Genomic DNA, 25,185 nt, shown 5'->3' with positions numbered 1-25,185 from the left:
ACGGGCCGAGCTCCGGCCCTCCGCGTCGGCCGCACTGTATGTACGGTCCTTCGTGTGCAAAGGGCCTCCCGGGCGAGCGGACTCCATGCCGCTCACTTGGACACGACGTCCGCCTGGTTGGTGATCGGACGTCGACCTGTCAGGGGTATTCCCTCGAACACGCGAAGCCATGCCGTTCCGCGGTGGCCGGTGAGCCATGAGTGCTGCCCGGCCCCGGGTGACCGGGCCGCCCCGCCGGTCGGGGCCCTCACAAACCGGGAGTCCGCGGATGCTGTCCCGGGGCAGACGGGGGACAATGCTTCGGACCAGGAGAAATGCCGCCCCGAGCGGCCTGGACGGTCCGGCGGGCGGCCGGGAGCGTCACACGTGTACGTGAGGCGACCGGGGACGTCGGCCATATACGCGAGGCGGGCAGACGGAGACGTCGGCCGTGGGACGTCGGCCGTATACGGAGGCGGGCGGGCGGCCGGGTGCGTCGCCCGTATACGTCCGGCGGAGGTGCCAGCCGCCGCAGCGGGGTTTCAGCCGCCGTAGCGGCGGTGGCGGGCCGCGTAGTCGCGCAGGGCCCGCAGGAAGTCGACGCGGCGGAAGGCCGGCCAGAAGACCTCGCAGAAGTAGTACTCGGAGTGCGCGCTCTGCCAGAGCATGAAACCGGACAGCCGCTGCTCCCCACTGGTGCGGATCACCAGGTCCGGGTCGGGCTGGCCACGGGTGTAGAGGTGCTCGGAGATCAGGTCGGTGGAGACGATCTCCGCCAGGTCCTCGAAGGAGGTCCCCTTCGAGGAATGGTCCAGCAGGAGCGAGCGGACCGCGTCCGCGATCTCCTGGCGCCCGCCGTAGCCGACGGCGACGTTGACCAGTATCCCGTCGACACCGACCGTGGCCTGCTCGGCCTCCTTGAGGACGGTCTGCGTCCCGGCGGGCAGCAGGTCGAGTGTGCCGACGTGGTGGACCCGCCAGCGCCCGTCCGCCGCGAGATCACGCACGGTGTTCTCGATGATGCCGAGGAGCGGGGTCAGCTCGGCCGCGGGCCGGTCGAAGTTGTCCGTGGAGAGCAGCCAGAGCGTGACGACTTCCACATCGGTCTCACTGCACCAGCCGAGCAGTTCCTGGATCTTGTCCGCACCGGCCTGGTGCCCCTGCGCCGCCGTGCCGCCGGACGCCCGCGCCCAGCGCCGGTTGCCGTCGAGGATGACACCGATGTGCTTGGGCACCTGGGTGTGGTCGAGGCGGGCCTCCACCCGGCGCGCGTAGAGCCTGTACACCAGGTCGCGCAAGTTCACTGAGTTCACCTCTCGGTTCCGTGCGGGCCCGCCCGCCCCATGACCCGGGGCCCGGGGTCGCCCCGGGAATCGCCGCACTGTTCCGCAGAGTCCATCGCCCCGCTGTGCCGTGGCAGTCCCTGAAGCCGCCACATTACTGCTCGGGCCGCACACCGGCCCAACCCGGCCTGTCACAAGTCCGTGATAGGGAGAGAAACGTGACCGATTCTCCTCTCCCTTACCACTACCGGGCCGCCGGTTCCCGCTACGACTCCATGGAGTACCGCCGCAGCGGCCGAAGCGGCCTCAAGCTTCCGGCCGTCTCGCTCGGCCTCTGGCACAACTTCGGCGACGACCGCACCCTCGACTCCCAGCGGGCGATCCTGCGCCGCGCCTTCGACCTCGGTGTGACCCACTTCGACCTGGCGAACAACTACGGACCGCCGCCCGGCTCCGCCGAGCTCAACTTCGGCACGATGTTCCGGCAGGACTTCGCCCCGTACCGGGACGAGCTGATCATCTCCACCAAGGCCGGCTACGACATGCACCCCGGCCCGTACGGCGAGTGGGGTTCCCGCAAGTACCTGCTGTCGTCGCTGGACGCCTCGCTGAAGCGGATGGGGCTCGACTACGTCGACATCTTCTACTCCCACCGCTTCGACCCGGACACTCCGCTGGAGGAGACGATGGGGGCGCTGGCCTCCGCCGTCCAGCAGGGCAAGGCGCTGTACGTGGGTGTGTCCTCCTACAACGCGGAGCAGACCGCCGAGGCCGCCCGGCTGCTCCGGGAGAGGGGCGTGCCGGCCCTGATCCACCAGCCGTCCTACTCGATGATCAACCGCTGGATCGAGGACGACGGGCTGCTGGACACCCTGGAGACGGCCGGAATGGGCTGCATCTCCTTCGTTCCGCTCGCGCAGGGCCTGCTCACGAACAAGTACCTGACAGGCATCCCGGAGGGCTCGCGCGCCACCCAGGGCAAGTCCCTGGATCCGGGGCTGCTCTCCGAGGAGGTACTGCGCCGGCTGAACGGGCTCAACGACATCGCCCGCCGTCGCGGCCAGTCACTCGCTCAGCTGGCACTCACCTGGGTGCTGCGGGACAGTCGCATGACGTCGGCACTGATCGGCGCTTCGAGCGTGAGGCAGCTGGAGGAGAACGTCGCGGCGCTCGCCGGGCCGCCGCTGACCGCCGAGGAACTGCGAGAGATCGACACCTTCGCGGTCGACACCGCGGGCACCAACATCTGGGCCGGACGGCGCTGATCCGGGGCGGCCTCGCGGGGCCGGTACGCAGTCGGCCCGCGGCCTTCACGCGGGCCGCACAGCGGGCCCACAAAAAAACGGGCCGGTCCGTGGGGGGGGATACGGACCGGCCCGAGGGGGGGTTTCCACCATAACCCTTCGTAAGTGATGCTGCGTGCCACGCCACTCCATAATTACTCTCCGAATTCATCGGACTCCGCAGCGGGATCCCGGCCGACGGACGTCTCAGTGGCCGCCGACCGGCTTCACACAGCCGGTTCCTTCGAGGTACCGGCCGTGGGCCTCGGCCTTGACGAGTCCGTTGACGACGCCGTCCAACGCCCCCTCGACACAGATCGGGCCGATCTCGATGACGAACGTGCTGCGGTGAGGACCGAAGGTTCCGGTGGTGATGGATTCGGGGCTGTACCCCAGCCCGGCGAGCGCCTTGCGGAGCCCGGGCTCGGTGGACCTGCGGCCCTCCGCGATCCCGGCGAGGCCCTCCTCGACCTTCTTCACCTCGGCGTCCGCCTTGGCCCGGTCGGCCGGGGACAGCTCGGCGGTGGACTGGAAGGCGTGGTTCTCCCGGTAGTGCGGAGCACCGTCGCCGGCGCCCGGTTCGATGTAGGGCGAGGGGCCCGCGGCGGGCGGACCGGACGAGCCGCTCCCCGCGCCGGGTCCGGCGCCTCCCACCCGCTCCGTGCCGCATCCGGCGAGGGCGGCGGTCAGGAGGAGCACCGCCGCGGTGGCGGAAGCCTTCGCTGTGCGTCTCACAGGAGTCATGCGCCGAGTATGCGTGCGGCCCTGCCCCAACGGGCCGCCGGTTTCCGCATCGTGACGACTCGCAGCACGAACGTGATCCGGGGCCACGGCAACTCTGCTCAGCAACTGGCGGCTGACGGATCGACAGCTGATGGCCGTCGGCAACCGGCGGCTGACGGCTGACGGCTGACGGCTGACGGCTGACGGCCGGCGACTGGTGGCCTGCAACTGGCGGGGCGGTCCTACGTGGCCGCCGGTGCGCCTCGGTGGCCGCGGGTGAAGCGGATCCCCACGGTGTCGCCGCCGATGACCACGAAGCGTCCGCCCTCACACCGGATGACGGCCTCGTACACCTCGCCGTTCTCGTTTCTGCACTCCTCGGTGCGGGTGACGGTCCAGCCGCCGTCGGGGGGCTGCGGCAGGTTCGACACGCCGGCGAACTCCCACTGCCCCGACGGTACGCACCAGTCGGGCAACTGCGGCCAGGCGCCGGGGCCGACATGCAAGGTTCCGTCGGAGGCGCAGGTCAGGAGCACCGACTGGCCGTCGCCCAGCCGGAATTCGACAGCTTCGGGTTCCCCCAACCGGCCCTCCGGCCGGTAGAAGACGCCGAGCACCCCGACGATCCGCGCGCCGCTGAGCCAGTCGGCTCTCCCCTGCCGGGGGTTCCGCGGTGCTTCCTCTTCGTTCCCCACCCTCATGGCCGGTTCCCTCCCCTGCGTTCACCGTCCAGGGTCGCACCCTTCGGGCGGAAGCGGGGGACACCGCTTACTTCGTGGCGCGAACCCCGGTTCTGCGGGCCTCGATCAGGAACCGGGTGGTGTGGGCGACGAATGGTCCCTCGCTCTCGATCCGGCGGTGCAGCGCGACCAGTTGAGGCCGGTACTCCGCGACGGTGAAACCCGGCACCATCCAGATGACCTTGCGCAGGAAGTAGACGACGGCCCCGATGTCGAAGAACTCCGTGCGCAGCGTCTCCGCCCGCAGATCGACGACTTCGAGCCCGGCCGCCTCGGCCGCGGCCCGCGCCTTCTCCGGGTCGCGGGCACCACGCGTCTCGGGCGGCTGCGGGCCGCAGAAGTACTCGACGAGTTCGAACACGCTGGCCGGTCCGACCTGTTGCGAGAAGTAGGTCCCTCCGGGCGTGAGCACCCGCGCGATCTCCGTCCACCACGTGGTCACCGGATGCCGGCTGACGACCAGGTCGAACGCGCCGTCACCGAACGGCAGCGGCGGCTCGTCCGCGTCGGCGACCACGGCCACGCCGCGCGGGTGCAGAAGGGCGGTGGCGCGGGCGATGTTCGGCGGCCACGACTCGGTGGCGACGGTCAGCGGCGGAAGCTTCGGTACGGAGGCGAGGACCTCGCCTCCGCCGGTCTGGATGTCGAGGGCGGCCCCGGCCCGTCCCATCCGGTCCGCCATGGCGCGGGCGTAACCCCAGGACGGGCGCTGCTCGGTGGCCCGGCCGTCGAGCCAGGAGAAGTCCCACCCGTCGACGGGGGCCGCCTCGGCCTCCGCGACGAGGGCGTCGAACCGTGCGGGTTCCGCCGCTGTTCCGGGGTGGTTGGTCACGCGGGGATGATGGCAGCCGCGGTGTGGCCGCCGCGACCGGATTACGGCGGGGCGGGCAGCGGGCGCGGGGGCAGGACAGTGGGGGCGGGGGCGGCTCGGGGGCAGGGCTCAGGGGTCAGGCGGCCAGTCCGCCGAGAAGCAGGCCCAGCAGCGCGCCCGCGGTCATGAACGGTCCGAACGGGATGCCCGTCTTGCGTCCGGCCCGCTTCGTCACCACCAGCCCGAGCCCGTACACCGCGCCGAGCAGGAACCCGGCGAAACCCCCGGCGAACACCACGCCCCAGCCGTACCAGCCGAGGGCCGCGCCCAGCGACAGGGCAAGCTTGACGTCGCCGAAGCCCATGCCGTTCGGATTGATGAGGAAGAGCAGGAAGTAGAAGGCGCCGAGGGCGGCCCCGCCGAGCAGGGCGGACAGCCAGGAACCGCCGTGCTCCGGGAGCAGCGCCGCGACGCCCAGCAGCACGGCCACCGCCGCGGCGGCGGGAAGTGTCAGCCGGTCGGGCAGCCGGTGCACGCGGCGGTCGATCGTCGCGAGGAGCACGCCCACGGGGGCCAGCAGCAGCCAGACCGCGAGCTCGGGCCGGAGTCCGGTGGCCGCCGCGAGCGCCGCGCAGACCAGCGCGGTGACGACGGGGGCGAGGACACCAGGGGCGTAGCGCGCCGCGGGCCGCACGGTGTCCCCGTCGTCCCCGTCCCGGTCGTCCCCGTCATACCTGTGGTCCCCGTCGTCCCCGTCCCGGTCGTCCCCGTCATACCTGTGGTCCCCGTCGGCACCGCCGTCCCCTTCGCCCGGGGCTCCCGGATCGGCCTCCGCGGCAATAGGTGCCGGCACCGCCGCCGCGCACGGGGCGCACCGGGTCGAGCCGAGCCAGCCGCGGGCGGCCCCGGTCAGGGCGTGGCCCGCGGGGCAGGTGTCCCGCCAGGGCTCCTCCGGTTCGACGGAGAACCGGTAGGCGGCGCGCGGGACCAGCAGTCCGGCCGCTGCGCCCCAGAGTGCGGCGAGCACTGTCAGCATGGCGTACACGGAGCAGACCCTAAGCGGGTGCCGGGCACGGGTCATGGGTCCTGGGGCCCACGGCACGGCGTTCCGGACCCAGTCGCCGCCGGCGGACGCTACCGTCTTGGCCATGGCTCAATGGCGCAATGGGAATGGGACGTTGACGGTCACCGATCCACAGGGAGGGCAGGAGCCGGAGATACCGCTGCGGATCGCGGCGAGGTACCGGGCCCGGAGCCGCGGGCTGCTCGGGCAGGACGGGATCGACGGCGCCCTGCTGATCACGCCGTGCGGGAGTGTGCACACCTTCCGGATGCGGTTCACCATCGATGTGGCGTACCTGGACCGGAAGTTCAACGTGGTCGCCGTCCACACGATGAAGCCCGGCCGGCTCGGGATGCCGCGGCTGCGGGCCCGGCATGTGATCGAGTCGGAGGCCGGGGCGATGGAGAAGTGGGGGCTGCGGCCGGGGGCGACAGTGCGGATCGTCCAGCAGGAGGACGCCGGGGCGCCACGGTGAGCCGGCGGACGCCGGAACGCGGCGGGCCACGCGGCTCCTGAACCCGCGCGGCCCCGCACGCGTGCGAGCGGGATCGGGGCGTCGGTCACCGGGGCTGTTCGGTGCCGCTCGTCAGCCACTGTGCGGCGGCCGTCAGCAACGACGTCACACCGACCTCGACGGTCGGGTCGACGACCGGTGCGAACAGCGGCGAGTGGTTGGCGGGGATCCCGGCGGGGATGACGCCTGCCAGCAGCGCGTCGGTGTCGACGTCCTTGAACGCGGCCAGGTCGGTGCCGCCGAAGTACCAGAAGACCGAGGGCGCCCGGAGTGCGGAGCCGAAGGTCCCGAAGTCCTCGCTGCCGGCGAGCGTGTGGGGCACGGTGAAGACGCGCTCCTCGCCCAGGGCCGCGGTGAGGGCCGCCTGGACGGTGGCGGTGGCCGGAGGGTCGTTGAAGGTCACCGGGAAGGCGTTGAAGTCCGTGATCTCGGGTTCCTCGGGGGCGTCTGAGGCCGCCGCCTCGGCGCGGACGATGCGCTTGACGGCGTCCAGGACCCGTTCCCGCACCGCCGGGGTCGTGCTGCGGATGTTGATGAGGAGTTCGGCGGTGTCCGGGATGATGTTCTCCTTGGTGCCGCTGTGGATCGAGCCCACGGTCACCACTGCCTGCTGTCCGGACCCCACTTCGCGGGAGACCACCGTCTGCAGCCGCATCACGATCGCGGCGGCCATCACGACCGGGTCCACGGTCGCCTCGGGCATCGAGCCGTGCCCGCCCCGCCCGATGAGCCGCACCCGCACGCTGTCGGACGCGGCCATCACCGGACCGGGCCGGGTGCCGACGAGCCCGGCGGGGACGGGCCCCACATGCTGACCCAGGCAGATGTCGGCGCGCGGGAAGCGTTCCAGGAAGCCGTCGTCGATCATGACGTGGGCGCCGCCGATCTCCTCGGCGGGCTGGAACACCGCGACGACGGTGCCGCTCCAGGCGTGCCGGTTGGCCGCCAGCAGTTCGGCGGCGCCGAGCAGGCAGGTGACGTGCATGTCGTGGCCGCAGGCGTGCATCACCGGGACCTCGTTGCCCTCCGCGTCCACGCCGGTCCGCGTGGAGGCGTACGGAAGTCCGGTCTCCTCCTTCACCGGCAGGGCGTCCATGTCCGCGCGGAGCAGCACCACCGGGCCGCCGCCGTCGCCCGCGGTGAGGACACCGACGACGCCTGTTCCGCCCACTCCTTCGGTGACGTCCCAGCCCTCCTCACGAAGCCGGGCGGCGACGATGCCCGCCGTACGGACCTCCTGGAAGGAGAGCTCCGGGTGGGCGTGAAGGTCCTTGTACAGGGCGCGCAGTTCGGGCAGTCGGCCGTCCAGTCCGGACAGCAGCGGGGCGACCGGGACAGTCATGGGTGCTCCAATGCGAGAGGGTGCGTCGTACGGGGCGGACGAGGAGGCCGTGGTGGCCCCACGGACGCCGTCGCCGCGACCGACAGCTCCAAGGCTGCGACACCCCGCACGGTTCGCGGCCCCGGGACACGCGGAGCGCGGGCACGGACCCGAACGCGGATGCGGATGCGGATGCGATGCACAGTCACCGGCGCAGACGAGCACGGGTCGTTCGAGACGCTGTTGACGGAGCGCTTCCCGTCGCCGGAGCGCCGGAGGTCAAGGACCGTACGGTGGCGCCGCATTCGCCCCAGCGCACGGAATGGCTCCTCGGCACCCGGGACTGCGCGAACCGCCGCGTCCCGCTGGACCTGCCGCGGCCCTGGCCGGGTTCGCGTCTACGGCGGGCCGGAGCCGAGCAGCGTCCACGCCCCGTAGGCCGCCGAAGCCACCGCGAGCAGGGCGACGACGGTCACCGTGCGGGCCGTGGTGCGCAGCCGCAACAGCGCGACGGCGGGCGGCAGCAGCAGCGGGAACGCGGGCATCATCAGCCGTGGCCTCGACCCGAAGTACCCGGAGCCGATCAGCGCGATGACGACGACGGCGACGCAGTAGGCGAGGACGGGCAGCGGCTGGCGCTGCCGTACGCACAGGAACACCGCCCCGCCCAGACCCGCCAGCGCGACGCCCAGCCCGAGCGCGGCGGGCAGCGGCAGCCCGAGGATGAACGTGGCGAGCGCCACGCCTCCGTCGATGCTGTTGCCCCACTGCGCCTGGACGTCGAAGTACGCGAACGGGCTGCCCTCCCGCACGGCGACGAACACCACGTACGCGAGCCAGCCCAGCGGCGCGAGTGCGGCACCGGTCAGCATCCGCGCGTTGCGGCGGACGATGCCGTCCGTGCGGCCGGCCCGGTACTCCCGTACGAGGGTCACGGTCGCGGTCAGCGCGAGGGCGGCGATGAGCGCCGCCGCGGAGGGCCTGGTCAGCCCGGCGAGTACGCACAGGGTGCCCGCCACGATCCAGCGCCGGGTCAGCACGGCGTACAGGGCCCAGGCGGCGAAGGCGGTGAACAGCGTTTCGGTGTACGCCATCGACTGGACGAACGCGGTCGGGTACACCCCCCACAGCGCGGCCAGCACCACCCCGGTCCGGCGCCCGTACAGATGCGCTCCGACGGCGAAGATCCCCCAGGCGGCGAGGAGCGCGGCGGTCCAGGACACCAGCAGTCCGGCGTCCGCGAGGGAGAGCGGAGTCGCCTCCGCGATACCACGCTCCAGGGCGGGCAGCAGCGGGAAGAAGGCCAGGTCGGAGTGGATGCCGCCGTCGGCGAGGCGGACGGTGTGGCCGTAGCCGTTCTCGGCGATCCGCTGGTACCAGACGGAGTCCCAGCGGGCGCCGAGGAGGTGGAAGGCGCTCTTCCCGGCGCCGGCCGCGGAGATGGCGAGGACGACGAGACCGATCAGGCGCACGGCCGCGTACGCCGCGAGGGCCGGTGCCGCCGCCGCGAGAGCCGCGGCGAGGCGGCCGGTGGCGCGAAGCCGGGGCGGCTGTGGCGGCTGCGCCGCCTGCGGGCGGGGCTGCGGCTGCGTGCGGGTCTGCGGCTGCGTGCGGGTCTGCGGCTGCGTGCGGCGGCCGTGCTGTCGCACGAGCTGCTGTGCGGGAGCGAGGGCCGCGGCGGCCGGATCGTCGTCGGGCATCTGCCGATTATCTCCGGCGTGGGAACCTCACGTACCGGACGGTGACGCCGGGGCGGCCCCTGAGGAGAAGGCCACCGCACGGGCCGACCGCAGCCCGGCTCGGCCCGGACGGCTACGGACGGCTACAGGCGGGGCTTGGTGCCGCTACGGACGGGGCTTGGTGCCGCTACGGGCGGAGCTTGGTGCGGGAGAGCGGCAGAGCGGGAGCGATCGACCAGAGGACCTCGGCCTCGTCCTCGCCGGGGTTGTCCCAGGCGTGCGCGGCGCGGGCCGAGAAGGTCGTCGAGTCCCCGGCCTCCAGGAACCGGGGCTCGCCGTCCACGCTGAGGCGCAGCGTGCCGCGGACCAGGTACGCGAAGACGGTCTCCGCCTCCAGGCTGTACGCACCGCCCGAACCGCCGCCGGGCCGCAGGATCGTCCGCATGACCTGGACGTGCCGTTCCTCGGCGGGTGTGAGCAGGAACTCCTCGATGCCGTGCCCGCCCATCTCCAGCTTGGCACCCCGGCCGCCCTTGACGACGTCCTGGTCCGGATAGTCGAAGAGGGTGGCGATGCCGGTGCCCAGCGCCTCGCAGATGCGGATCAGGGTCGGGACGGACACCGAGGTCTTGCCGCGCTCGGCGAGGCTGACGAACCCCTTGGTCACGCCTGCGGATTCGGCGACCTGAGCGAGCGTCAGCCGCTGTGCCAGGCGGAGCTCACGCAGCCGCGGACCGATCGTGGACATGTGGGTGTCAGGGGCTTCGGGCATGGCGGACACGCTACCTGTCCAGGGGGTCACGGGCAGTGGCCGGGGAGAAGTGCAGGTCACAAGGGTCTTTACCGACCGAGTTTAGTGCTGTAAAACATTGACGAAAGTTTAATGGCGCTAAACAAGGCGTCCATCAGGGCCTCCCGGGGGACTCCCGTGCCGCCCTCTCCTCCCCCGCCCGTCCCGCACCACCCGAGGAGTGAGCCGATGAGCTCCCCGTCATCCCAAGAGAACACCGCACGCACCGTGCGCGGCGTCGTCTTCCGCTCCCCGGAGCAGGAGGTGACCGTCACCGACGTCACTCTGGCCCCTCCCGGTCCCGGAGAGGTGGAGGTCGCCGTGACGGCGGCCGGTGTCTGCCACTCCGACCTGCATGTCATCCGCGGCGAGTGGGACCACCCCACCCCGGTCGTGCTGGGACACGAGGGCTCGGGCGTGGTCACCGCGCTCGGCGAGGGTGTCACCGGTCTCGAACCCGGCGACCACGTCGTCCTGTCCTGGGTTCCCTCCTGCGGCACCTGCCGCTTCTGCGTATCCGGGCGCCCGGCCGCGTGCAGCCTGGTCGCCGAGGTCGTGGCACCCGGCGGCGTGCTGTACGACGGCACCAGCAGGCTCTCCGTCGACGGCGAGCCCGCCCACCACTACCTCGGCGTCTCCTCGTTCGCCGAACGCGTCGTCGTCCCCGCCTCCGGAGCGGTGAAGGTGCGCAAGGACGCGCCCCTCGACGTGATCGCCCTGGTCGGCTGCGCCATCGCCACCGGTGTCGGCGCGGTCCGCAACACGGCGGGCGTCGAGGCCGGGGCCACCGTCGCCGTCATCGGCTGCGGCGGAGTGGGGCTGTCCTGCGTCCAGGGCGCCCGGCTGGCGGAGGCCGGCCGCATCGTCGCCGTCGACGTCGTCCCCGAGAAGCTGGAGCTGGCCCGCAGGCTCGGCGCGACGGACACGGTCGACGCACGTGACGGCAATGTCGTCGAGGCGCTGCGGGCCCTGGTCCCGGAAGGGCTCGACTACGTCTTCGACGCCATCGGCAAGATCGAGACCACCGAGCAGTCCATCGCGGCGCTCGGGCAGGGCGGCGCCGCCGTCATCGTGGGACTGCCGCCCACCGGCCGCACCGCACGCTTCGACCCGCTCGCGCTCGCCGAGGCCGACCAGCGCATCCTCGGTTCCAACTACGGCTCGGTCGATGCCGCCCGCGACATCCCGGAACTGGTGGACCTCGTGGTGTCGGGTGAGCTCGACGTGGAATCGATGATCTCGGCACGGCGTCCGCTGGACGAGGCGGGCGACGCACTGGCCGACCTCGCCGCCGGGCACGCCCTGCGTCAGCTGCTGATGATGGAGGACCGGACATGAGCACCGCCGGAAAGCAGGCCGCGTCCGGAAAGCCCGCCGACGGACTGGCCCACCGCTCCGTCTCCACGTTCGAGGTCGGCGCGCAGAGCGTCGCGAACGTCGCGCCCAGCGCCGTCATCGCGTTCGCCCCCGCCAGCATGGCGGCGTCCGCGGGCAACGGCGCGTGGTTCTCGTTCTTCCTGGCCATGGCCGCCGTCCTCGCCATCGCGTACTGCATCTGCGTCTTCGCCCGCCGGCGCGCCGGTGTCGGTTCGCTGTACGCCTTCTCCCGGCTCTCGCTCGGCGCGTCCGGCTCCTTCGTGACCGGCTGGGCCCTGCTCATCGGAGCGGTGTGCATCGGCTCGGGCTCCCTCGCGGGCGCCGGGTACTACACGGCACGCGCGCTCGACCAGATCGGCATCGGGATCTTCACCGGTGTCACCGGGCAGATCCTGCTCGACCTGCTGCTGGCCGCCGTCGCGATGCGGCTGACGATCGCCAGTGTGCGCACGGCGGCGCGTGTCGCCTCCGTGCTGGAGGTCGTGTCGATCGTCCTCATCGTCGTCGTGCTGGTTCCCGCGTTCCTCAAGAGCGGGAACGTCATCGACACCGACCAGCTGAGCCTGAGCGGTTCCACCCTCGACGGTGTCGTCTTCGCCGTCGTGCTCGGCGTGCTCGGCTTCGTCGGATTCGAGGGGGCCGCGTCGCTCGGCGCCGAGGCCACCGACCCGTACAAGGCGATCCCCCGCTCGGTGATGGGCAGTGCCGTGCTGGCCGGTGTGCTGTACATGTTCGCCACGTACGCGCAGGTCGCCGGGTTCGGCGGGGCCGACGCCCTGGCGAAGAGCTCCGACCCGATGGACGAACTGGCGGAGCTGTCGGGACTCGGCTTCCTGAAGTTCTTCCTGCACGCGGGCTTCGCGGCGTCGTTCGTGGCCGTGGTGATGGCCTGCATCACCGTCGCCGCCCGCCTGCTGTTCGGCATGGCGAAGGAGGGTGTGATGCCGGCCCGGCTCGGTGTCGCCCATCCCCGTCACCGGACCCCGTCCGTGGCGATCTGGGCCGTCGCCCCGTTCGTGGCGCTGCCCGCGGTGTTCGTGGTCGGTGCCGGTACCGCGCCGCTGAACGCGACGTCGTACATCGACACGATCGGCGTCTTCGGCTACATGCTCAGCTACACCCTGGTGTGTCTGGCCGCACCGCTGTTCGTGCGCCGGATCGGTGCCCGCGGACTGCTCGTCACCTGGGCCCTGGGGCTGATCGGCGCCGCCGCGATGGTGTACGTCTTCTACCGCAACCTGTGGCCCGCCCCGGACTGGCCGCTGAACGTCCTTCCGTACGTGTTCGTCGGCGCGCTGGTCGTCGGCGTGGTCGGCTTCGCCGTACTGCGGGTCCGCAGGCCGGAAGTCGCCGAACGCGCGGGAACGTTCGCGGACGACCTGGACTGACCCGCACCTCCTCTCCCCGATGCCCGGCCTCCCTGCGCACCCGCGCGGGCGGGGCCGGGCCCCGTGCGTCGTTGGGCCCGACTTTGGGGCCAAGGGCCCAGGTCACCCGGCTCGTACACCCGTACGCTCACACGCACACACCCGCAAGCACAACTGCGGGCGCAGGCAGGGCATGTGGGCGTCGGAGAGGAAGAGCCGTGACTGGTGACGGGGGCTGGGGAAGCGGAAGCACGGGCCGCATACCACCAGGGAGCGGGGGTGGTTCCGGCGCGAGCGGTGGCGTGTTCTTTTCGCTGACCCGCAGTTGGGCCGCCGGCGCCCTGGTCTACATCGCAGCCGGGTATCTGGTGTCGCGCGGTCTCGTCGAACTGCTCGCCACCGACGAACGGCTCGCCTCCTTCGGCTGGCGGCTCGGCCTGCTGCACGTGCCGAACGTCATCACGACCGTGCTCACGGTCCTGGCCTCGGCCCGGGTCCTGCCCGACGAACAGCGCGAGTCCCGTCTGCTGACGCTGCTGGCCTCCCTGGGTGTCCCGGTGGCCGCGCTCGTCTACGGATTCGCCGTGTCCTGGCATCTCGTGGGCCTTGAGGGCACGTTGATGCCGATCGTCACGCTCGCGACCGGTGCGGCAGCGGGTATGGCCGTCGACCGGCTGCTGGAGGACCGCGAGGACGAGTCGCCCGCGCCGTACCAGCCGTACTCCTGGCGGGACAGCGGGGCCACCGCCGTGGAGTACCTCGGGGTCGTCGTCCTCGTCGTCACGATGATCGGCGCGATGGCCATGGCCGGGGTCGGCGGGCATATCGGGGAACGCATCCGCTGTGCGATCAGTTCGCTGGGCGGCGGCGGTGCGACCTGCTCCACCGGCGGCGGCGACGACACGACCGCGAAGCCCAAGACGGACGCCGACTACGAGCCCAAGATGTGCCAGGTCTCCAGCATCTCCGACACCGTCGGCGACAAGGTCAAGATCGGCTGGTTCGAGTGGGGCAACGAGTACGGCTTCCAGCAGAAGGTCAGCCAGGCCAACACGGACGTGAACGGGGACGGCAAGGTCGACGAGAACGACAAGCTGGTCTACATGACGTTCACGGACGCCGCCTCGGCCGGAGCCACCGCCAGCACCCCCGGCGTCAAGCTCGGCAAGCTGGGCAAGGCGGATGTGGACGTCGGCGGCGGCGTCAAGATCACCAACGGTGACACCTGGGTCTTCAAGAGCGAGGAAGACGCTCAGAAGATGCGGGACGACATCGAGGAAATGAAGATGTGGGAGACGTCCACCAAGTACAGCGGCGGCTACGGCGGCGGCTGGTACTCCGGGATGAAGTGGGCCGACAAGAAGAAGGACGTCGAGGACAAGATCGGCGACAAGAAGATCTCGTACTCGACCATCGGCCTCAACGCCTACGTGGACGGCGGTCTCTCCATCAGCGCGGGCGACGAGTCCGAACTCGGCGCCAAGCTCGGCGGCAAGGCCAAGTTCTCCCCCGAGGTGACCATCACCAAGGACGACGTCAACGGCAACGAGTCGTACACGTACACCGCCAAGCTGGAGCTGGAGGGCAAGGTCAGCGGTTCGGCCGGCCCGCTCGGCGGCACGGCCGCCGCGAAGGACAACCGGACCGGCGCGATCACCGTCACCCGCGACCAGAAGACCGGCAAGATCGTCCGCATCGACATGACCCAGACCGTCGAGGGCGGCTCGACGTCCGACAAGGGCGAGGCCAAGGGCGACAACGGCAAGAAGGACGGGGACAAGCGCGGCGGCAAGGTCAGCGGCACCGACTCCTCCGGCGAGACCGGCATCCAGGTCCAGACGAACTCGATCGTCTTCGGCAAGGAGACGGACCAGGCCACCGAGGACAAGCGGGCCGTCGCCGAGCAGTGGCTGAACGGCTCCGGCAACAACACCGCCCCGTTCGAGTACATGTTCGGCGATCACTCCCTGCAGCAGAAGCCCACCGGAACCGACCCGTTCGACCAGCTGATGTTCCAGGACGGCCTGTCGAGCACCATGAACTACCTCGGTCAGACGGACGCCCAGGAGTTCGGCTTCGAGGTGTCGCTCGGCATGAGTCTCGGGTTCTCCATCTCCGACGAGCACAAGAAGGAGACACTGACGGACGCCCAGTTCCTCGGGGCTCCGCAGGGTGACAAGCGCTCGTACCTCCCGTACAGCTACTGCGCCAAGTAACCTCCGCCGCAGGGAAGGTGCGGATGCGGCACACGGCGACCACGCACGACGACAAGGCGATAGGCGATGACGACGATGAAGATGTCCCGGGCGATCGGCGCAGCTGCTGCCGCCGCCATCGGCCTCGCCCTGCTCACGGGCTGCGGCGACGACGCCGCAGCCCTTCCGGAGGGCTGGGGCAAGCTCGACACCAAGAGCCTGTCCGTCGGCTACCCGGAGAAGAAGGGGTACAAGGAGCAGCCCGCGGCCGACCGTGCCGAGGCCAACGCCGCTGTCGCGCTGAAGGAGGAGAGCGGACTGCGTACCGGCATGGTCTCCGTCCAGCTCGACTTCGCCACGGGCATCGACGACGCGGGTGAGGCTGCCGCCGCGGCGGGTGCGGGCATCGGTCTCGGGGCGACCCGGAAGGAGACGTCGGACGTGCGGCTCGCGGGTGCGGAGAGCGCCCGTGACGCCCGCCGGATCGACTACGAGTTCACATCGAGCGGCAAGGAGCAGACCCCGGCGCCGGGCACCGTGATGACGGGGGTCGTGGTGGCGGGCGTCGATTCGAAGGATGTGCCGTTCGCGGTCCGGATCAATGCGGTGAAGGGCGCGCTGAGCCGCCAGGACCTCGACGCGTTCGTCGACTCGATCACGGTCAAGTAGCGGATCGGGGGCGCTCGTTCATGCAGGTCCTGCCCGGAGGAACGGCCACGTTCCTGCTGCTCTTCGGTCTCCTCCTCGGGGCGTTCGCCGTCCGGTCGGGGCTGCGGCTGAGACGGGTGCTGTGGCTGGTCCGGCACGGCGAACACGTCGAGGGCCGGTGCGCGGACCGGCGGACGGTCGACCGGGGGCCGGGCCAGGAGCGGAGTTACGCCACCGAGTACGTCTTCGCGTTCCGTACCCGCGACGGGCGCGACATCGAGTTCACCGACCACGCCCCGGGCCCGTTCGGCTTCGAGGTCGGGGCGCCGGTCCGGATCAGCTACGACCCGGCGGCCCCCTCGAAGCACGCCACGGTGGCGGGCCCGGGGGCATGGGGGCCGGTGCTGATGCCGGCGGTGTTCACCGTCGTACCGGCGGTGTTCGCGGTGGGGCTGCTGGCCGGATTCGCGGCGATGCGCGGATGGCTCTGAGACACGCCGCTCACGGGCGCGCAGGTGTCAGAACGTGGCCCGGTCGAACGGCACCGGGAGCCTCTCCAGCGCCCCGGCCTCCCGCAGCCGCGTGTTCGCCTCGATGATCGTCTCGATGTCCGGGGATTCCGTACCGCCACGGGTGAGGTCGATGACGAGCCCGCCATGTGCGGTGCGGACGTACGCCCCGGGCAGCCCCTCGGGGGCGAGGGCGGCACGACCGGCGGAGAGGAAGACCGCTCGGCCGCAGCGGGGGTCGCTGTTCGCCAGGTCGAACCGCTCGGCCACCGCCCGGTACTGCGGCCTGTCGTACACCTGCCCGGCGTCGATCTCCCAGTTCTCCGCGAGGAGGCGCAGGATCTGTGGAGCGCGCCGGATCACCTCCGCGGTTTCGTCCACCTCGCGCGACCGGAAGGCGAGCGAGACGGAGTTCACCGCATAGTGCGAGGTACTGCCCGCGTGAATCGCCATGGACACGCGCGGCGCAGCGGGGTTCTGCGCCCACAGCGACGTCGTGTAGCCCACCACGTCGAGGTCGGGGCCCGTGTTCTTCCGCTCGATGTACTCCGTCAGTGCGGGGACCGCGGGCTCCAGCACGGGATCGGACGGGAGGTCGTCGCCGGCCTCGTGCCATACGTCGAACGTCGGGCCGTCGATGTCCTTGAGCGCGGTGAGCGTGCCGGACCAGCGTTCGGCGATGCCCGGCACGGATTCCCCGCGAAGGCCCCAGAAGCCGTTGACCACGACGTTCAGCACGACATGTTCTCCCTCGGGCCTCATGCCTCGGTTCGCGTACGCCGCCCCGTCCGGCGTTCAGCCGATCACGTCCCCCGGGGTGGGGATCACCTTAACCGGGATGCCCCGGTCCTCGAACATCTCTCGCGCCGCCTCGGCGACGTCCGGATCGGAGAAGTGCCACTCGACCGGCTTGCCGCGTGCCGCGTCGACCTGCCGGCGTGCCTGTTCCGCCCACCGGTCGGAGACCTTCGACGTGAGCGTCCCGGTGTCGGCGTTGTAGTAGTCCTTGTTCTTGTACCCGTACTTGGCTTCCAGGTAGGTGCCGCGTGAGGCGTCCCAGCCGTCGAAGTCGACCGGCTTGCCGGTGAGCTTGTCGAGCGGTACGCGGTACTCCTTGCCGCGGCCCACCTTGGAGATCTGCTCCTGGTACCGGGCACCCATCTCGGTGGGGTAGTTCCACACGCCCGGCTTGATCGCCTGCCAGTTGCCCTCGCCGCCGTCCTTGGCCCCGGCCGGCGGGTCCTTCAGGTCCTTGTACCAGGCGGGCTTCGGCTGGTTCTGGGCGCGCTCCAGCTCCTTCTTCCGCTTGGCCGCGTCGGCGGCCTTCTTCGCCTCGTCGGCCAGCTTCTGGGCCTCGTCGGCGGCCGCCTTCTTCTCCGGGTCGACCTCGTCGCACTTGCCGGTGAGAAGTCCGACGGGCACGGACACGGGGGGCGCTGCCACGACACCGGTGCCCGAGCCGGACAGTCCCATGCCTGTACCGCCGCCGTACGGGACTCGCACGCGGCCGCCCATGCCGACGGTGCAGCCCTTGAGGCCGGCCTTCTCGGCGGCGTCGTCGGCGTGCTTCTGCGCTTCCTTGGCGGCCTTTTCCGCACCCGCGACATCGCCCGCCTTGGCGGCCTTCTTGGCCTTGTTCGCGGCCTCCGACGCCTTCTCGGCGACTTCGCCGAGCTTGCCGAGTTTCCCGAGCTTGCCGAGCTTTCCGCCCTTGCCGATGAGCTTGGCCTCGCCGTAGCCGGGGATGAACAGCGAGCCGATGTTCCAGAGGCCGGTGCCGATCGCCTGGCCCTCGTTGCCCTTCTTCCACATGTCACGGACGTCGTCGCCGATGAACACGTCGTCCAGGACGTTCAGCCCGGTGCCTCCGGACGCCTTGGTCCAGTCCCAGACCGCGCCGAGGTAGTCGCCCTTGGACCACTTGTCCCCGGCGCCCTTGGAGTCCTCGCTCCACTTGTCGCCGAGGCTCTTGCCGTAGTCCTTCAGACCGTTCCACGCCTTGATGGGGTGGAAGATCGTGTCGAGGGTGCCGGTGACGTCGCCCCACAGTCCGTCGCCGACCAGCCCCTTGACGAAGCCACCGGTCTGGTGTGCGGCACAGGAGAAGAACGCGCCGACGCCGGAGGTGCAGCTCTCGCCGGGCTTCTCGGCACCGCTGTCGCTGCTGTTGTTGTCGCTGTTGTCGCTGTTGTCGCTGTTGTCGCCACCGTCCGGGCCGCCGGACGTGTCCACGTCGTCTCCGCCGTCGTCGACCTGGGTGGCGGTGTCGCCTCCACCAGGGCCTCCGGCGGCGTTGGAGCCTCCGGCCGCGTCCGAGCCACCGACAGTGCCGGCGTCCGTATTGCCGCCCGCGACGGATCCGCCCTGGTCCGTACCGCCGGCCGCTGCCGCGCCGCCCTGAGCCGTACCACCGGCTGCCGCCGCGCCGCCCTGAGCCGTACCACCGGCTGCCGCCGCGCCGCCCTGGTCAGTGCCGGGCCCGCCGGATTCCGTGCCGCCGGAGTCCTTCCCGTCGCCCGCCACCACGTCGCCGCCGGGACCGGGGCACGCGCTCCCGGTCAGCTGGCAGATCGCGTTCTGCATCTGACCGGTCAGTTGGGCGCCGATGCCCGTGACGACGAGTCCGCCGATGAGGGCCACGACCACCAGGACCATGCCCAGGTATTCCAGCGCGGTCTGACCTTCGTCGTCGCGACGCCACTTGATCATCCGAGCGATGCTGAACCGTCGGTGCGGCACGCGCTGTTCGAGGGGCAGCTCGAACCAGTCGCGCGAGCTGGGCCGGAACAGCAGCACGATGACGGCCACAGGCATCACCAGCTGTGTCACGCCTCGCCCGCCGCCGTCCTGGCCGAGGGTCGCCAGCGCTCCGAGGGTGAGCCACACGTGTACGACAAGGAGTCCGCGCCAGACCCAGACGCCGCCGGTCCGCAGGTACAGCGAGAGCACGAATGCCATCACGCTCGGCAACGCCGCGTACAGCAGCAGTCCGAGCAGTTGGCCGTCGACCTCGTTGAGCGCCGACGCCACCGTCAGGACACCGACGCCGCCCAGGACAGCTGCCGCGAAGAGCAACCGGACGAGGACCAGCACAGCCTGCAGCGGACGCGGCAACGACTGGTTGCCCCGCTGAGCCACGACAGCGCCCCCACCGGCGCCCCCCGAAACTGCAAATCCGCCTATGCCAGACACGACGAAGCCCCCAGCTTGCCGACGTGCGGCCACAGTTCAGCCACTTCACCCATCCGACCACATCGGCACCCATCGGGCATGGGCCTCAGGACCCAATGCAAGGCTCAAAGCCGTGAATACCGCCAGGAGTTGCCGGGGATCGGGGGCGGGCGGCCGGGGCCGGGGCCGTCGCCAGGTCCAGGGCCGGGGCGAGGTTCAGGGCCGGGGCCGGGGCCGGGGCGAGGTTCAGGGCCGGGGCCGGGGCCGGGGCCGGGTGAGCCGCCACGGCTACCGGCTGGGGACCTCGCTCCCGAACAGCATCCAAGGCGACTGGTCGAAGGACGCCACCCCGGCCAACTGCGGCTGCAGCGCGGCGATCTCATGCCGCACGGCAAGCGTGTCCGGCCAACTGTCGAAGCACGTCGTCCCGTTGATGACGACGCCGCTCCAGTCGGTCGCCGCCGAGGCACCCTCCCGGTCGACCACGAAGCCGATACAGAGCACGGAAGCGCGCCCTATCGCTTCCCTGATCGCCCGCGCGGCCGCCTCCTGCTCGTCCCCCGTCAGCCGACCGAATCCGAATTCGAGCGCGACCACTCGGTCCTTCATCCGCCGGACGCGTGCCGGAACGACGGTTCCGCTCTTCACCCACAGCAGGAAGTCGATCCTGTCGATCCGTTGCAGACCGGCCAGGAGCACGAGCTGCTCCCTGGTCACCCACGAGGAGGTGCCCCACGGATCCGGCCCCGGGCCGAGGAGTGTGACCCGCCGTGTGACGGGATGTCTGAGCCGCAGCCCCGCCGCGTCGAGATCACCGAAGAGGGACTCGGCGTCCGGGCGGCTCCAGCCGAGGTGGTACGAGTAGAAGAAACCGTCACTCATCGACACATCACCCCATGGAACGGATACAGGTGGAGCGTGCTGATCAAGCGTGCGTAGGGGCGCGTCGGACAGGCGTCCGTGACAGCGCCCGGTCAGATGTGCTCACGATCGGGTCACGGCCGAGCGTAATGAGACACGCTTGCCGGGGCGTGGGCCCACGGACCCAGGAGCGGGCCCCAATGAACAGGCCCGGCCCGAACCAGCAGGCCCGGCCCTCCATCGCCTCTCCGCAGTGCACCGGCCGACAGGCCGGGGCTCCCGCCTCAGGCCGGGGCTCCCGCCTCAAGCCGGGAAAAGTGAATGGACAGGGGTCGGACCATCACACATCGTTGGCGTCGATGACACGCACCGATTCGCCTCCCGCATGGGACGAGCGCACCCAGTTGGCCACCTTCCTCGACTACGCGCGCGACACCGCCCGCGCGAAGTGCGAGGGCGTCTCGCCCGACGACGCCCGCCGCGCCCCGCTGCCCGGCTCGCCCCTGATGACGGTCTCCGGACTGATCAACCACCTCAGCTGGGTCGAGTACTACTGGTTCGAGGTGGTCTTCCTCGGCGGTGAGGACGAAGGGCCGTGGACGGACGAGGACCCCGACCGTGAGATGCGCATCGCGGTGGACATGCCGCTCGCCGAGGTGCTGGCGGAGTACGGAAGACGGACCACCCGCTATCGCGAACTCGTCGCCTCCCACAGCCTGGACACACCCGCCAAGCGCCCGCACAGGGACAGCCGGTACCCGGATCTGCGCTGGATCGTGCTGCACCTGATCGAGGAGACCGCGCGGCACAACGGCCACCTCGACCTGATCCGGGAGATCGTCGACGGCACCACCGGCGTCTGAGCCGTGGTGCGGCAGCAGGGTCGCCCGCCGGGCCGGCCCGCTGCCTTCTCCCCCTGCTGTCCGAGCTATCCGACCGCGGCCATCCGGGGCACGAGGCGCTCGGCGACCTGCTGGGTGAAACTGACCGGGTGCCGGTCGGGAAGCACCTGGATCTCAGTGATGCCGAGATCCGCGTACGCCTCCGCGTCGGCGAGGAACCTGTCCGGCCTGTCCAGCACCGGGCCGTTGTACATCACGGTCTTCGCGATCGCGTCGTAGTCACGGCCCTCCGCCCTGCAGTGCGCGCGCAGCACGTCGAGCTTGTGGGCCACTTCGTCCTGGCCGGTGGCGAACAGATTGCAGGCGTCCGCGTAGCGGGCGACCAGCAGCAAGGTCTTCCGCTCGCCTCCACCGCCGATCATGATCGGCGGGCGTTCGCCGATCGGTTCCGGCACGCACAGCGTCTCGGCGAGTCGGTAGTGGCGCCCCTGAAAGGGGCCGTTGTCGTCGCTCCACATCTGCAGGCAGATGCGAATCGTCTCCTCCAGCCGTTCGAACCGCTCACTCATCGGGACCACCGGCACGCCGAGCCCGTACTGCTCCCGCTCGTACCAGGAGGCGCCGATGCCGAGTCTGGCCCGCCCGCCCGACAGCACATCGAGACTGGTGACGATCTTCGCCAGCAGTCCCGGATGCCGGTACATGACACCCGTGACCATGAGACCGAGCGTCATGCGTTCGGTCAGCGCCGCCACATAACCGAGTGTCGTATATCCCTCCAGCATCGGTTCGTCGGCCGCACTGAGCGGGGTCTCCATCTGGAAGTAGTGGTCCATGACCGTGAACGACGCGATCCCGGACTCGTCGGCGATCCGCGCCGACTCGGCGAGCGTGGGTGCGATGAGCGCAGGATCGGTGGGTTGCGAGTAGTTCCAGTAGTGCAGACCGAGCTTCACGTCCGACCTCCGCGGGTCAAGGGGGAGCAGGCCGAGGCGGTGTTGCCGCCCCGGACGACTGCGACACGGCATCCGAGCGTTGAGCCAACATGTTCATCCAACACCCTCGGCAGGGGGCGTCGTGAGTTATCCACAGGCAGGCGCGCCGCACGCCGTTCCGGTGGATTCTGACTCCATGACGACGCACGCGCTCACGACGGCACCACGGCACCACGGCACCACGGCACTCGCTTGCGGACGGGCGCGGAGACATGACCGAACAGGGAGGGGCAGGGCCGGCGACGACAAGTCCCTTGCTTGCCAGCGCAGTTGACTCAACCACCCCTCGGCGACTCGGCCCCTCGGTCGTCCCGGATCAATACCACAACGCTGGAGGGAAGCGAGGCCCTCCGACGAGTGGTCGCGCCGGATACGTCCGGTGATCAACCAGCAGTCGTTCAACGTTCACCTTCCGCGTCGATTCTCCTCCTCAGGCGGCCCATGCAGCCCATGCGGGGCCACAGCGCACAGCCGCAGCGGGCGGCCATCAGCACGAGGAGCGTCATGGGACACGGACACGGGCATCACCACCATCACGACCACGACCACGACCACCAGCACGAGGCGACGCCGCTGCCCGCGGCGTTCGACACCTCCCTCCCGGACGAGGCCCTGAGCCCCGAGCAGCAGTCCCGCCGCACCCTGCTGCGCCGGGCCGGCCTGCTCGGCGCCGGCCTGGCCGCGAGCAGCGTCCTGGCCGGTGCGACGAGTACCCCCGCGTTCGCCGGCTCCCGTTCCACTCCCCGCGGCGGCAAGGGATTCCTGTGGCTGGCCGGTGACCACCACATCCACACGCAATACAGCACCGACGGCAAGTACCGGGTCGTCGACCAGGTCCGTCAGGGTGCCCGGCACGGCATGGACTGGCTGGTCATCACCGACCACGGCCGCGCCGTGCACGCCAAGATCGGCGTGGAGAAGGTCAACCCGGACATTCAGGCGGCCCGCTCCACCCACAAGGACACCCTGGTCTTCCAGGGCCTGGAGTGGAACATCCCGGCAGCCGAACACGGCACCGTCTTCGTGCACCCGGGCAAGAACGAGGTCGCCGTTCTCAAGCAGTTCGAGACCGACTACGACGGTGCCGTCAAGTTCGCCACCGGTTCGACGCCCGCCAACGAGGCGCTCGCCATCGCCGGCCTGTCCTTCCTCTCCGACCAGGTCAAGCGGCGCAAGGTCAAGGACGCGCTGATGCTCGCCAATCACCCGGCGCGCAAGGGCATCGACTCCCCGCACGAGATCCGCGCCTGGCGCGACGCGACCTCCGGCAGCCACCGCATCGCCGTCGGCTTCGAGGGCGCCCCCGGCCACCAGGCTGGCGGCCTGCCCAAGCCGCTCGGCCCCGGCGGCGCCCGCGGCATCTACGACGGCAGCCCGGAGGGCGACTCCTTCGCCGCGTACCCGCTGGAGAGCTACCGCACCTGGGGCGGCTTCGACTGGATGACCGCCACCGTCGGCGGCCTGTGGGACAGCATGCTCGCCGAGGGCAAGCCCTGGTGGATCACCGCCAACTCCGACTCCCACCAGGTCTACGCCGACACCGCGGCCCGCGGCGGCGGCAGCTTCGACACCAACGGCCGCTACGACGACCCCGTCTACAACGGCCAGCTCGACATCGCGCAGAACGATTTCTGGCCCGGTTACTACAGCCGCACCCACGTCGGCGCCGAGGACTTCTCCTACGCCGCCGTCATGGACGGCATCCGTGCCGGCCGGGTCTGGGTCGACCACGGCCAGCTGATCAGCGGCCTCGACGTGCGGGTGTCCGGCGGCAGCCGCTGGGCCACCCTCGGCGGCGCCCTCCAGGTCAAGAAGGGCACCCGCGTCACCCTCACCGTGGACGTGGCGCTGGCCGGCGGCCCCAACTGGGCGGGCTTCCAGCCCACCCTGGCCCGCGTCGACGTCATCCAGGGCAACGTCACCGGCGAGGTCAAGGACAAGGACACCTTCACCACCCCGGGCACCAAGGTCGTCAAGTCGTACGAGGTGAACAAGAACTCCGGCACGGTCACCCTCACCTACGACCTGGGCCGCGTCGACCGCCCGGTCTACCTCCGTCTGCGCGGCACCGACGGCAACCGCTCCGCCGTCGGCTCGATGGGTGCCTCCGTCGACCCGGCCGGCCCGGCCATCGACGTCGTCGGCGACGCGGACCCGTGGCGCGACCTGTGGTTCTACTCCAACCCGGTCTGGGTCCTGCCCTCGTGACACCACCGCCGTACGTCATCGCGATCGACACCGACCTGACGAAACTGCGCGAGGCCGATCACCTGCTCCAGGACCTCGCGGTCGACCTCGGTCTCCCCGAGACCGTGTTCGGCTGCACCCACCTGGTGCGGGACGGCGACCGGCCGCGTGTGGCACTGTCCCTGGCCGCCGGGTCCGAGGCCGTCATCGACACCGCCCGGGTCCGGCTCACGGACCAGGGCTACCGGGTGACGGACGGCGCATGGGACGAAGCCGGGCGTGCGGTGCTGTATCCCGGCGCCGACGCCCTGACCGGCACCCTCACGGTCGCGGAGCTGGTGAGCCGTTCGGTGATCGAGCGGGTCCAGGTCCTCGGCGCGGCAGACGCGCCGACGCCTGACACGCTCCTGGTCACACGGGAGTTCGTCCGTCCGCGATGGCAGAACGGCGAACTGGTCCTCGCCGCCATGCCCGCGACGGGCGGCACGCTGGTCCCGTTCGAGGTCCCCGACCCCACGCCGTGCTGCGCGGACCACTGAGGGATCGAGGCCGACCCGTCTCGACGGGCCCGTTCGACGCAGAGCCGAACGGGCCCGCATCAGTTGTCCTTACGATGTCCGACGCCGATAGCCCGCAGGTGCCGCGCGGTTCACAGACCGAACGCCCTCAAGCATGCGGCCCCACTCACCGCCCCAGTCGTCGACCACGGCCACCAACAACCACGGCGCCCGCCGACGCCGCGCGTCACAGAGCGCTGCCATGCCCGCCATTTGCTGTAGCCGGACAACGGCAGGGGCCCGACACCGCAATGCGCTGGCGGTGTCGGGCCCTTGCTGTGGCGCGAATC

Annotated in this window: 22 protein-coding genes; 10 read left to right on the top strand and 12 right to left on the bottom strand. The window is 70.9% G+C overall.

Features of this window, described 5'->3' with window-relative positions; genetic code table 11:
* Positions 1 to 521 precede the first annotated feature (521 nt).
* Positions 522 to 1,283, bottom strand: coding sequence for an isoprenyl transferase (locus ACFVUT_RS20790; RefSeq protein ID WP_389651548.1), 762 nt, complete (start codon positions 1,281 to 1,283; stop codon positions 522 to 524).
* 197 nt (positions 1,284 to 1,480) lie between these two features.
* Between ACFVUT_RS20790 and mgrA the strand changes: the two genes are divergently transcribed.
* Entirely contained in the window at positions 1,481 to 2,527 is a 1,047-nt protein-coding gene (mgrA, locus tag ACFVUT_RS20785; protein ID WP_389651545.1) for an L-glyceraldehyde 3-phosphate reductase, read from the top strand.
* A 225-nt stretch (positions 2,528 to 2,752) separates the two neighbouring features.
* Here the strand turns inward: mgrA and ACFVUT_RS20780 are convergent, their stop codons facing one another.
* From ACFVUT_RS20780 to ACFVUT_RS20765, 4 genes are all read right to left on the bottom strand, one after another.
* Entirely contained in the window at positions 2,753 to 3,289 is a 537-nt protein-coding gene (locus ACFVUT_RS20780; RefSeq protein ID WP_389651542.1) for a hypothetical protein, read from the bottom strand.
* A gap of 221 nt (positions 3,290 to 3,510) precedes the next feature.
* Positions 3,511 to 3,969, bottom strand: coding sequence for a hypothetical protein (locus ACFVUT_RS20775; protein WP_389651540.1), 459 nt, complete (start codon positions 3,967 to 3,969; stop codon positions 3,511 to 3,513).
* Between the two features lie 67 nt (positions 3,970 to 4,036).
* Positions 4,037 to 4,840, bottom strand: a complete 804-nt coding sequence (locus ACFVUT_RS20770; RefSeq protein ID WP_389651538.1) for a class I SAM-dependent methyltransferase — start codon at positions 4,838 to 4,840, stop codon at positions 4,037 to 4,039.
* Positions 4,841 to 4,955: 115 nt separating this feature from the next.
* Entirely contained in the window at positions 4,956 to 5,855 is a 900-nt protein-coding gene (locus ACFVUT_RS20765; RefSeq protein WP_389651704.1) for a prepilin peptidase, read from the bottom strand.
* A 112-nt stretch (positions 5,856 to 5,967) separates the two neighbouring features.
* Here ACFVUT_RS20765 and ACFVUT_RS20760 point away from each other — a divergent pair, with 112 nt between their 5' ends.
* On the top strand, positions 5,968 to 6,357 hold the full coding sequence (locus ACFVUT_RS20760; RefSeq protein WP_389651535.1) for a DUF192 domain-containing protein: 390 nt from the start codon (positions 5,968 to 5,970) through the stop codon (positions 6,355 to 6,357).
* Positions 6,358 to 6,442: 85 nt separating this feature from the next.
* Here ACFVUT_RS20760 and ACFVUT_RS20755 read toward each other — a convergent pair whose 3' ends face one another.
* The 3 genes from ACFVUT_RS20755 to ACFVUT_RS20745 all read right to left on the bottom strand — a co-directional run bounded on the left by ACFVUT_RS20755 (position 6,443) and on the right by ACFVUT_RS20745 (position 10,168).
* Entirely contained in the window at positions 6,443 to 7,738 is a 1,296-nt protein-coding gene (locus ACFVUT_RS20755; RefSeq protein WP_389651533.1) for an amidohydrolase, read from the bottom strand.
* Between the two features lie 377 nt (positions 7,739 to 8,115).
* The gene (locus tag ACFVUT_RS20750) at positions 8,116 to 9,417 is read right to left on the bottom strand and encodes a hypothetical protein (RefSeq protein WP_389651531.1); all 1,302 of its coding nucleotides are present in this window, start codon (positions 9,415 to 9,417) and stop codon (positions 8,116 to 8,118) included.
* 166 nt (positions 9,418 to 9,583) lie between these two features.
* Positions 9,584 to 10,168, bottom strand: a complete 585-nt coding sequence (locus ACFVUT_RS20745) for a helix-turn-helix domain-containing protein (RefSeq protein ID WP_389651528.1) — start codon at positions 10,166 to 10,168, stop codon at positions 9,584 to 9,586.
* A 207-nt stretch (positions 10,169 to 10,375) separates the two neighbouring features.
* Between ACFVUT_RS20745 and ACFVUT_RS20740 the strand changes: the two genes are divergently transcribed.
* From ACFVUT_RS20740 to ACFVUT_RS20720, 5 genes are all read left to right on the top strand, one after another.
* Positions 10,376 to 11,524, top strand: a complete 1,149-nt coding sequence (locus ACFVUT_RS20740; protein WP_389651525.1) for a Zn-dependent alcohol dehydrogenase — start codon at positions 10,376 to 10,378, stop codon at positions 11,522 to 11,524.
* Entirely contained in the window at positions 11,521 to 12,951 is a 1,431-nt protein-coding gene (locus tag ACFVUT_RS20735; RefSeq protein ID WP_389651522.1) for an APC family permease, read from the top strand. The genes ACFVUT_RS20740 and ACFVUT_RS20735 overlap by 4 nt, the downstream gene beginning before the upstream one ends.
* A 197-nt stretch (positions 12,952 to 13,148) precedes the next feature.
* Complete coding sequence (locus ACFVUT_RS20730; protein ID WP_389651519.1) at positions 13,149 to 15,146, top strand: hypothetical protein; 1,998 nt, start codon at positions 13,149 to 13,151, stop codon at positions 15,144 to 15,146.
* Positions 15,147 to 15,221: 75 nt separating this feature from the next.
* Positions 15,222 to 15,794: a hypothetical protein gene (locus tag ACFVUT_RS20725; protein WP_389651701.1), complete on the top strand. Its 573-nt coding sequence runs from the start codon at positions 15,222 to 15,224 to the stop codon at positions 15,792 to 15,794.
* 20 nt (positions 15,795 to 15,814) lie between these two features.
* Positions 15,815 to 16,264, top strand: coding sequence for a DUF3592 domain-containing protein (locus tag ACFVUT_RS20720; protein ID WP_389651516.1), 450 nt, complete (start codon positions 15,815 to 15,817; stop codon positions 16,262 to 16,264).
* 27 nt (positions 16,265 to 16,291) lie between these two features.
* On the opposite strand, the gene ACFVUT_RS20715 is transcribed toward ACFVUT_RS20720, so the two are convergent.
* The 3 genes from ACFVUT_RS20715 to ACFVUT_RS20705 form a co-directional block, all read right to left on the bottom strand.
* The gene (locus ACFVUT_RS20715; RefSeq protein WP_389651513.1) at positions 16,292 to 17,020 is read right to left on the bottom strand and encodes an Imm52 family immunity protein; all 729 of its coding nucleotides are present in this window, start codon (positions 17,018 to 17,020) and stop codon (positions 16,292 to 16,294) included.
* Positions 17,021 to 17,077: 57 nt separating this feature from the next.
* A complete protein-coding gene (locus tag ACFVUT_RS20710; protein WP_389651508.1) occupies positions 17,078 to 19,420 on the bottom strand; it encodes a Tox-REase-5 domain-containing protein in 2,343 nt (780 codons plus the stop codon).
* A 321-nt stretch (positions 19,421 to 19,741) separates the two neighbouring features.
* Positions 19,742 to 20,335 carry a hypothetical protein gene (locus ACFVUT_RS20705; protein ID WP_389651505.1) on the bottom strand — a complete coding sequence of 198 codons (594 nt, stop codon included), beginning with the start codon at positions 20,333 to 20,335 and terminating at the stop codon, positions 19,742 to 19,744.
* 338 nt (positions 20,336 to 20,673) lie between these two features.
* Between ACFVUT_RS20705 and ACFVUT_RS20700 the strand changes: the two genes are divergently transcribed.
* The gene (locus ACFVUT_RS20700) at positions 20,674 to 21,177 is read left to right on the top strand and encodes a DinB family protein (RefSeq protein WP_389651502.1); all 504 of its coding nucleotides are present in this window, start codon (positions 20,674 to 20,676) and stop codon (positions 21,175 to 21,177) included.
* A gap of 65 nt (positions 21,178 to 21,242) precedes the next feature.
* On the opposite strand, the gene ACFVUT_RS20695 is transcribed toward ACFVUT_RS20700, so the two are convergent.
* On the bottom strand, positions 21,243 to 22,112 hold the full coding sequence (locus ACFVUT_RS20695; protein WP_389651499.1) for an LLM class F420-dependent oxidoreductase: 870 nt from the start codon (positions 22,110 to 22,112) through the stop codon (positions 21,243 to 21,245).
* Between the two features lie 543 nt (positions 22,113 to 22,655).
* On the opposite strand from ACFVUT_RS20695, the gene ACFVUT_RS20690 reads away from it, so the two are divergent.
* Entirely contained in the window at positions 22,656 to 24,359 is a 1,704-nt protein-coding gene (locus tag ACFVUT_RS20690) for a PHP domain-containing protein (protein WP_389651497.1), read from the top strand.
* Positions 24,356 to 24,877 (top strand): hypothetical protein, encoded by a 522-nt coding sequence (locus ACFVUT_RS20685; protein WP_389651494.1) that lies wholly within the window; start codon positions 24,356 to 24,358, stop codon positions 24,875 to 24,877. Before ACFVUT_RS20690 ends, ACFVUT_RS20685 begins: the two co-directional genes overlap by 4 nt.
* The last annotated feature ends 308 nt before the right edge of the window (positions 24,878 to 25,185 follow it).

It is taken from the genome of Streptomyces sp. NPDC058051 (genome assembly GCF_042885475.1).
Classification (GTDB): Bacteria; Actinomycetota; Actinomycetes; order Streptomycetales; family Streptomycetaceae; genus Streptomyces.
Note: the sequence above shows the minus strand (reverse complement) of the source record. Positions and strands in the feature narration are given on the sequence as shown.

What these genes read in the sequence shown, in the direction of transcription:
- ACFVUT_RS20780 (WP_389651542.1), bottom strand. Translation starts at nt 3,289, where the DNA reads ATGACTCCTGTGAGACGCACAGCGAAGGCTTCCGCCACCGCGGCGGTG.
- ACFVUT_RS20775 (WP_389651540.1), bottom strand. Translation starts at nt 3,969, where the DNA reads ATGAGGGTGGGGAACGAAGAGGAAGCACCGCGGAACCCCCGGCAGGGG.
- ACFVUT_RS20765 (WP_389651704.1), bottom strand. Translation starts at nt 5,855, where the DNA reads ATGCTGACAGTGCTCGCCGCACTCTGGGGCGCAGCGGCCGGACTGCTG.
- ACFVUT_RS20760 (WP_389651535.1), top strand. Translation starts at nt 5,968, where the DNA reads ATGGCTCAATGGCGCAATGGGAATGGGACGTTGACGGTCACCGATCCA.
- ACFVUT_RS20755 (WP_389651533.1), bottom strand. Translation starts at nt 7,738, where the DNA reads ATGACTGTCCCGGTCGCCCCGCTGCTGTCCGGACTGGACGGCCGACTG.
- ACFVUT_RS20750 (WP_389651531.1), bottom strand. Translation starts at nt 9,417, where the DNA reads ATGCCCGACGACGATCCGGCCGCCGCGGCCCTCGCTCCCGCACAGCAG.
- ACFVUT_RS20745 (WP_389651528.1), bottom strand. Translation starts at nt 10,168, where the DNA reads ATGCCCGAAGCCCCTGACACCCACATGTCCACGATCGGTCCGCGGCTG.
- ACFVUT_RS20740 (WP_389651525.1), top strand. Translation starts at nt 10,376, where the DNA reads ATGAGCTCCCCGTCATCCCAAGAGAACACCGCACGCACCGTGCGCGGC.
- ACFVUT_RS20735 (WP_389651522.1), top strand. Translation starts at nt 11,521, where the DNA reads ATGAGCACCGCCGGAAAGCAGGCCGCGTCCGGAAAGCCCGCCGACGGA.
- ACFVUT_RS20725 (WP_389651701.1), top strand. Translation starts at nt 15,222, where the DNA reads ATGAAGATGTCCCGGGCGATCGGCGCAGCTGCTGCCGCCGCCATCGGC.
- ACFVUT_RS20720 (WP_389651516.1), top strand. Translation starts at nt 15,815, where the DNA reads ATGCAGGTCCTGCCCGGAGGAACGGCCACGTTCCTGCTGCTCTTCGGT.
- ACFVUT_RS20705 (WP_389651505.1), bottom strand. Translation starts at nt 20,335, where the DNA reads ATGAGTGACGGTTTCTTCTACTCGTACCACCTCGGCTGGAGCCGCCCG.
- ACFVUT_RS20700 (WP_389651502.1), top strand. Translation starts at nt 20,674, where the DNA reads ATGACACGCACCGATTCGCCTCCCGCATGGGACGAGCGCACCCAGTTG.
- ACFVUT_RS20690 (WP_389651497.1), top strand. Translation starts at nt 22,656, where the DNA reads ATGGGACACGGACACGGGCATCACCACCATCACGACCACGACCACGAC.